This window comes from Ruthenibacterium sp. (assembly GCF_017421385.1).
GTDB lineage: Bacteria > Bacillota > Clostridia > Oscillospirales > Ruminococcaceae > Ruthenibacterium > Ruthenibacterium lactatiformans.
The window spans coordinates 68,463-75,884 of record NZ_JAFOIN010000020.1; the positions used below are offsets into that span (position 1 = coordinate 68,463).

6 protein-coding genes are annotated in these 7,422 nt (G+C 59.7%); 1 reads left to right on the forward strand and 5 read right to left on the reverse strand.

Going from position 1 to position 7,422, the window contains the following annotated elements:
- Positions 1–3 precede the first annotated feature (3 nt).
- On the forward strand, positions 4–3,075 hold the full coding sequence (locus IIY41_RS02335) for an EAL domain-containing protein (RefSeq protein ID WP_287399508.1): 3,072 nt from the start codon (positions 4–6) through the stop codon (positions 3,073–3,075).
- 10 nt (positions 3,076–3,085) lie between these two features.
- On the opposite strand, the gene IIY41_RS02340 is transcribed toward IIY41_RS02335, so the two are convergent.
- The 5 genes from IIY41_RS02340 to rnhA form a co-directional block, all read right to left on the reverse strand.
- Positions 3,086–3,268, reverse strand: coding sequence for a hypothetical protein (locus IIY41_RS02340; protein ID WP_009325907.1), 183 nt, complete (start codon positions 3,266–3,268; stop codon positions 3,086–3,088).
- Positions 3,269–3,384: 116 nt separating this feature from the next.
- On the reverse strand, positions 3,385–4,464 hold the full coding sequence (gene mnmA, locus IIY41_RS02345) for a tRNA 2-thiouridine(34) synthase MnmA (protein WP_256290689.1): 1,080 nt from the start codon (positions 4,462–4,464) through the stop codon (positions 3,385–3,387).
- A gap of 117 nt (positions 4,465–4,581) precedes the next feature.
- Complete coding sequence (gene nifU / locus IIY41_RS02350) at positions 4,582–5,016, reverse strand: Fe-S cluster assembly scaffold protein NifU (protein ID WP_050004377.1); 435 nt, start codon at positions 5,014–5,016, stop codon at positions 4,582–4,584.
- A gap of 36 nt (positions 5,017–5,052) precedes the next feature.
- The gene (locus tag IIY41_RS02355) at positions 5,053–6,234 is read right to left on the reverse strand and encodes a cysteine desulfurase family protein (protein WP_050004344.1); all 1,182 of its coding nucleotides are present in this window, start codon (positions 6,232–6,234) and stop codon (positions 5,053–5,055) included.
- A gap of 141 nt (positions 6,235–6,375) precedes the next feature.
- The gene (rnhA, locus tag IIY41_RS02360; RefSeq protein WP_009325903.1) at positions 6,376–6,813 is read right to left on the reverse strand and encodes a ribonuclease HI; all 438 of its coding nucleotides are present in this window, start codon (positions 6,811–6,813) and stop codon (positions 6,376–6,378) included.
- Positions 6,814–7,422 lie beyond the last annotated feature (609 nt).

The window sequence follows — 7,422 nt, forward strand, 5'->3', positions numbered from 1 at the left end:
TCAATGGGCCAGCAGGAAGAAACAAGAAGCATCGCGGCACATGATTCCCTGACCAAGATTTATAATTTTACCGCATTTTGCGAGTCGTCCCGCAAGTATCTTCTGAGCGCAGGTGCGGGCCGCAGCATGGGCGTGATCTATGCAAACATTATTGATTTCAAGTCTGTAAATGAACTGTATGGTCTGCCGGAGGGAGACCGTATGCTGGGCGCCTTTGCAGATTTTTTGAAGCATCTGCCGCGGACCCGTGTCTGCGGCCGTATTTTTTCGGATAATTTCCTGTGCCTGTTTGAGCGGACGCCCGGCGTGGACCTGTACGATGAAGCGTTGGGCTTCGCAGGAACGGTAGAGCGGTTTCTTGTGGGCCAGCAGCCGTTCCATCCGCGTTCAAAGCCGCAGATCGTCAGTGGCATCAGTGCGCTGGAGGGCGGCGGAGAGGGGCTTTCCGCGGCCATTGACGGTGCGAATATCGCGCACAAGGAGGCAAAAAAGAAGTATCGCACTGCCTGCGCTGTGTTTGATGAAGCACTCAAAGACGAGATGGCGCGCGCCATCCGTTTGCAGGCGGACCTGCAGGCGGCGCTGGAACGGGAGCAGTTCACTTTTTATTTGCAGCCCAAGGTAAACCTGCGTACGGGGCGTGTAGCGGGGGCGGAGGCTCTGGCCCGCTGGAAAAAACCGGACGGCACTGTAGCAGGCCCAGCGGAGTTTGTGCCGCTTTTGGAGCGCACGGGAAATGTGGAACAGCTGGATTTCATGATTTACGAGCAGGTATGCCGTTATCTGTGCGGGAGGCAGGCGGGAGACAGCATCGTTGTCCCCGTGTCTGTAAATGTGTCCCGCGCCCATCTGAAGGACACGGATTTCGTCCAAAAGGTAAAACAGCTGCTGATACGGTATGGCGTGCATCCGTCCTTAATGGAATTCGAGCTGACAGAGACCATGCTGGCGGAATCCATGGAAGAGGCGGCGGCTGTAATCCGCGGCCTGCGCGCACTGGGCTGCAAGGTATCCATTGACGATTTCGGCACAGGCTATTCCGCGCTCAATCTGCTCAAGGAACTGGAGTTTGATATCTTGAAGCTGGACGGCAGCTTTGTTTCGGGCGCTGCAGCGGAAGGCTATAAAAGCGATGTAATCCTGCGCAATATCATCCGCATGGCGGATGAGCTGTACATGACGGTGCTCTGCGAAGGGCTGGAGACGGCCGGGCAGGTGGAACGGCTGAATACGTTCGGCTGTACGCTGGCACAGGGCTACTATTTTGCACAGCCGATGCCTGCGGAAGCGTTCGAAGCGTTCGTACAGCAGGCGGGCGGCTATTGTGCGCTGCCGTGGGGCGGCGCAGATGGCGCGCAGCGGCTGCCTGACTACTGTGAAGCGTCCGCCCTGACGGACAGCGCCGTGCGTTCCATCACTCATTCGCTGTTTGACGCAGTGCCCTGTGCCGTGGCCGGAGTGGACCCTTCCAGCAGGCAGCTGCTGTTTGCAAACGAGCAGCTGTTCTCGCTGTGCGGGTATCCGCGCGGACAGATGGCGGAAATGGAGAAAGCATTTTTTGCCCATATTGCCACAGAGCCGGAGAAGGCCCGCCTTTATGCGGAAATGCGCCGTCAGTTCGGTACGGCGGGCCGGTGCGACACCAAGCTCCCTGTTCGCCGGGCAGATGGCAGCGTGATATGGGTACGCATGACGGCAACATATGCGGGCAGTCCGGAATGGGGCCGCTATCTGCTGTGCTTTTTCTACGATATCACCCGGGAGCAGACGGGAACGGCCGCAAAGTCACGCGAGATCAAGCAACTTTCTGAGGAGCGGGATTTTTATGCGGGGATGCTCAGCAGCATCCCGTGTGCCGTCGCACAGTTCCGGGCCGAGGCGGACGGACGGTACCATGCCATTCATACGAATCTGGCCGGGGCACGGATACTGGGATACGAAAGCCTGGAGGACTTCTGGAGCCAGCCGGACCCGAATGTCCTCTCGTGCGTTCATCCGGACGACAGGCGCGGTGCGTTGGGTAATCTGTCCCGGCTGCGCCGCCCGGGCGACGCGCGCAGCTTCGAGTGCCGGCTGGTGCGCCGCGATGGCTCGGTGTGCTGGGTATCCGGGACACTTCAGATGCTGTCCGGCCCGGAGGGGTCCGTTATTCAAGTCGTGTTTTTGGATTTTACCAACAGACATGCGCTTCAAACACGGTTCGTGCATCACTACAAGCGCTTGGCGCGTGTGCAGGGGCAGGTCCTGTTTGAATATGAATACGGTACGGACATGCTTACCTTTGCCGGCGCTTCAGAATCGGGCTTGGAACTGCCGGAGCGCGCGCCGGTTTTCCTCGCCGAGGTCCATGCCGGGCGCTTTTCCCAGCCGTTCGCATCTTATGCGGCCTGTATCGCACAGGCGCTGGAGGAGGACGGCGATGATGTGTGCGGTGCGGAACGCCGGATTGAACTGCCCGGCGGCGGGATATGGGTGCGCGTTTCACTGGTGGCAGTGCGCGGCAGCAGCGGCGCAAGAGAGAGTGCTGTGGGCTGTATCATGGATGTCACGCCTCAGCACGAGGATCGGGCACGCCTGCTGCGCCTGACGCAGACGGACAGCCTGACGGGCGTTTTGAACAAGCGCACGACAGAGCAGCGCTGCCGTACGCTTTTGGAGAACACCCCCGGTGAAAAACCATTTGCACTGCTTTTGCTGGATGTGGACAACTTTAAGCAGACGAACGACCGTTACGGCCATCCAAAGGGAGACGTGGTGCTGCGCTGTCTGGGCGAAAATCTGTCCGGGCTGTTTCGCCGGGATGATGTGGTGGGCCGCGTCGGCGGGGATGAATTTTTGATGATGATGCCGGGCGCGGGCGGCGAACAGGCAGTGGGACGCGCGCGGAAGATCGCGCAGGAAATGTGCCGCTCCGTAAGCGTGCAATGCGGCGTGGACGTCTCCGGCAGCATCGGTGTTGTTTTGTCGAAGCCGGGAGCCTGCGCTTATGAAGAACTGCTGCGAAGAGCAGATTCCGCGCTGTATGCCGCAAAGGCGGCGGGCAAGGGATGCTACCGCGTATACGGCGGCGCGTGATGCGTGCGCGTCAGTTTCCGCCGGCTATCAGCATATCGATATATGCGCCGATCTCCTGTGCGCTATACAGCCCAGCTGCACGCACCCTTTCCCGCAGCATGCCCGGCAGGCTCTCATAATAGGCCCGCACGGAAGAATCCTCACGCAGGGCTGCTTCAAACACAGAGTCATTGTCTCCAAGATAAATGAACATAAAAAATCACCTCGGCCTATTATAGGCCGGGGTGATTTCATTCATGCGTGTCCCGCGCGCCGGCGGGCGTTTTTTATTACGGGGCAAAGCAAACACGGGGGACACTGGTGAAAAATTTACAGCATTTCACAGATGGTACCGCCGCCGCGCACCAGTTCTCCGTCGTACAGTACGGCGGCCTGGCCAGGGGCGGGGGCACGCTGCGGCTCGTCAAAGCGCAGCGTCACGCTGCCGTTTTCTGCGGCTTCCACAGTGCAGGACGCCGCCGCTGCGCGGCTGCGCACCTTTACGCCGTAGCGCTCCCCAGCCAGGATGGGTCTGCCGTCCGCGCGTGCGGCGTCTGTCAGTACTATGCCGGAAAAAAATTCATCGCCGCCGCGGGCAAGCTCCACGTCGCCGTTCGGGCGGATGCGCCGCACGAACAGAGGAGTGCCGTAGGCGATATTCAGGCCCTTGCGCTGCCCTACGGTGTAATGCCACACGCCCTTATGGGGGCCGAGGTCTTCGCCGTCGGGACCGATGAAGCGGCCCTGCAGGGGAACGAGGCCGCGTGCGGCGATATAGGCGGCATAGTCGCCGTCCGGAATGAAGCAGATCTCCTGGCTGTCCGGCGCATCCGCGCTGGCAAGCTGCGCGGACGCGGCCATCTCGCGGATATCAGACTTTTCAAACTCGCCGACAGGCAGGCACAGGCGGGCCAGAATATTCTGGGGCAGCCCATACAGCATGTAACTCTGGTCGCGTTCCGGGCTGACGGCGGCGCGTACATAGTAAAGGCCGTTCTCCTCCGTTACGCGGGCGTAATGCCCTGTTGCGATATAGCGGATGCCCAGACGGTCGGCCACACGGGCCAGCGCTGCAAATTTGACGCGGGGATTGCACAGCACGCAGGGACTGGGCGTGCGCCCGGCGCAGTATTGCGCGCAGAACGGTTCCACCACCTGCTGTTCGAACTCTTCTGTACAGTCCTCCTCGATAAGCGGTACGCCCAGCTGGCGCGCCACTGTCTGAGCGGCCCGCACAGCCGCATCGTGAGCAGGAGAAAAGCGGATGACCACCGCCTGCACGTCAAAGCCCTGGTCGCGCAGGATCTGGATGCACACCGAGGAATCCACGCCGCCGGAAAGCGCGACAAGGACCTTGTCCTGCTCTTCAAAGGTGCCGAAGCTGCTGCCGCAGCAGATTTCATCCGTCATGAGGAAAACTCCTTTTATGCTATTTCAAAGATATCGAAAAAAACCGGCTGCCCGGCCGCGCGCGAAAGCGCACGGCCGGGCTGCGGTCCATTCGTTTTTACGGCGGGGAAAGGGGAACTATGCCTCACAGGCACAGGCGTGGCAATCCTCCTCCAGCTTGCCTACAATCGGCTCGGGGTCCACGCCCTGGCGGCGGTAGTAATCGGCCAGAGCGGCCTTCACCGCCTGCTCGGCCAGCACACTGCAATGCAGCTTCACGGGGGGCAGGCCGTCCAGCGCTTCCACAACGGCCTTGTTCGTCAGCTTCAGCGCCTCGTCGATGGTCTTGCCTTTGATCATCTCGGTGGCGATGCTGGAAGTGGCGATGGCTGCGCCGCAGCCGAACGTCTTGAATTTTACGTCGGTGATGACGTTGTTGTCGATCTTCAAAAACATCTTCATGATGTCGCCGCACTTGGGATTGCCGACTTCTCCCACGCCGTCCGCGTTCTCAATCTCGCCCACATTGCGCGGGTTCGCAAAATGGTCCATCACTTTTGCACTATACATAATCCTTTGTCCTTCTTTCCGGAAATTCACATCTTAAAATCATGCGCGCCACAGCGGGCTGCGCTGGCGCACGGCGGGCACGACCTCATCCAGCGCGTCGCACACGGCCTTCGCGTCGTCCATCGTGTTCTGCACGCCGAAGCTGATGCGCAGGCTGCAATGAGCGATCTCGTGGGGCAGGCCGATGGAAAGCAGCACGTGGCTGGGGTCCAAGCTGCCGGAGGCGCATGCCGAGCCGGAGGAGGCACAGACGCCGCGCATGTCCAGCATGAGCAGCAGGCTTTCGCCCTCGGCCGCGGTGAAGCTGGCGTTCACATTGTTGGGCAGGCGTTTGCTGCCGTCCAATGGGCCGTTCACTTTTACCTGGGGCATCTTCTGAATATGCTCCAGCACATAGTCGCGCATCCGGGCAAGCCGTGCGCGCTTTTCGTCAAGGCTGTTCACTGCGGCTTCCAGCGCTGTGGCCAAGCCGACAATGCCCGCGAGGTTTTCAGTACCCGCGCGGCGTCCGCGCTCCTGCGCGCCGCCGTCCAGAAAATTCAGCGGCATCACGCCGCGGCGGATATACAGCGCCCCCACGCCCTTCGGTCCGTTGAACTTGTGGGCTGAAAGGCTCAGCATATCGACAGGCAGCGCATGGCAGTCAATGGGCACAGCACCCACAGCCTGCACCGCGTCGGTGTGGAACCACACGCCGTGCTTGCGGCATACTGCGCCGATTTCCTCGATGGGCTCGATGGTGCCGATCTCGTTGTTTGCAAACATGATGGTCACAAGCGCTGTGTCCGGCCGGATGGCGGCTTCCACATCGGCGGGGGAGACAAAGCCCTCCGCGTCTACGGGCAGGTAAGTCACCTCAAAGCCTTCGCGTTCCAGCGCCTGCATGGAGTGCAGCACGGCGTGATGCTCGATACAGCTTGTAATCAGGTGCTTTTTGCCCTGCTTTGCAAATTTGTGCGCCGTGCCCTTGATGGCCCAGTTGTCGGCCTCGGAGCCGCAGCTCGTGAAAAATACCTCGCCGGTATCGCAGCCCAGCGCGCGGGCCACCTTTTCGCGCGCGGCGGCCAGTGCGTCGCCCGCCGCTGCGCCGACGGAATAAAAGATGCTGGACGGGTTGCCGTATTGTTCGCAGAAATAGGGCGCCATGGCGTCGAAAACAGGCTTCGACACAGGCGTGGTGGCGGCGTTGTCCACATAGATGATATTGCTCAAAGTTTTCACCTTGCCTTGTTTTTGAATGGCCGCTGCCCGCAGACGGTCAGGAGCAGTGTGTCCGGCCTTTCTATAATATATACTATTTTGGTGTGGTTTGCAACAGGCAATTGGAAAAAATTATATATTCCGGCAGCTTTTTTGCCGATATTACTTGTACTGGGCCGCCGCCTGCACGGCAAGCTCGTCGCACCGTTCATTTTCCGGGTGCCCGGCGTGGCCCTTTACCCAATTGTAATGAAAGGTGTGGCCTTCGCACAGGTCCAGCAGGTGCGCCCACAGGTCGCTGTTCAGCGCGGGCTTTTTGTCGCTTTTTACCCAGCCGCGGGCGCGCCAGCCCTTGGCCCAGCCTTTGGAAAGGCCGTCCATCACATATTTGGAATCACTGCAGAAGGTGATGTCGCAAGGCTCTTTGAGCTGTTCCAGCGCGCGGATGATACCCATCAGCTCCATGCGGTTATTGGTGGTCTCCGCCTCGCCGCCGGAGATCTCCTTGCGCACGCCTTTGTATTCCAGAATTGCGCCCCAGCCGCCCGGCCCCGGGTTACCGCTGCACGCGCCGTCGGTGTATATGGTGATCTTTTTCATAAAAACGCTCCGTATTCTCATAAACTCATAACAGACTCTATCATTATAGAGAAAACCAGGCGGCCATGCAAGTGGCAGCAGAGCGGCCCGTGCCGGAACGCTGGCGATAAAAACGAAGCACTCTGTGCGAATAATGCGGTATTTTTTATCCAATACTCACAAAGCACGATGGCAAAACTTGACAATACTACCCAAAAACGGTATTATTTAGAATAACAATAACCGCATTCAGGCGACGTTTTATAAAGCCGTCCGGCGGGCCGTTTTATGCATGGGGCATCCCATTGTCCGGCCGGGCCGTTTTATTTTTAAATATTTGCGGGGTATCCCGCTGATAAAAAACAAAAATAAAAAAGAATTCCCGCAGATGCGCGGCGAAAAGCGGCCTGCCCGTGAACAACGGCAGGGCTTCTTTGCAGCGCGCGGGAAATGGAGGAACGAATGGAAAATAATCAAAAAGCATCCCGGCCGCGCGCGCCCAGAGCGCCCAAGGCGGCAACCCCCGGCGTATCCGACACGCGCCAGAACACTGCGGCTCCGGCGGCGAAGCCGGCAGCTTCCCAGACGGGCGCGGTCCCTGCGGCTGCGCCGAAGCCCGCGCGCAGGCCG

Bases quoted from the DNA above. Each gene is read 5' to 3' on its own strand.
- IIY41_RS02335 (WP_287399508.1), top strand. From the start codon at position 4: ATGGGCCAGCAGGAAGAAACAAGAAGCATCGCGGCACATGATTCCCTG.
- IIY41_RS02340 (WP_009325907.1), bottom strand. From the start codon at position 3,268: ATGTTCATTTATCTTGGAGACAATGACTCTGTGTTTGAAGCAGCCCTG.
- mnmA (WP_256290689.1), bottom strand. From the start codon at position 4,464: ATGACGGATGAAATCTGCTGCGGCAGCAGCTTCGGCACCTTTGAAGAG.
- rnhA (WP_009325903.1), bottom strand. From the start codon at position 6,813: ATGAAAAAGATCACCATATACACCGACGGCGCGTGCAGCGGTAACCCG.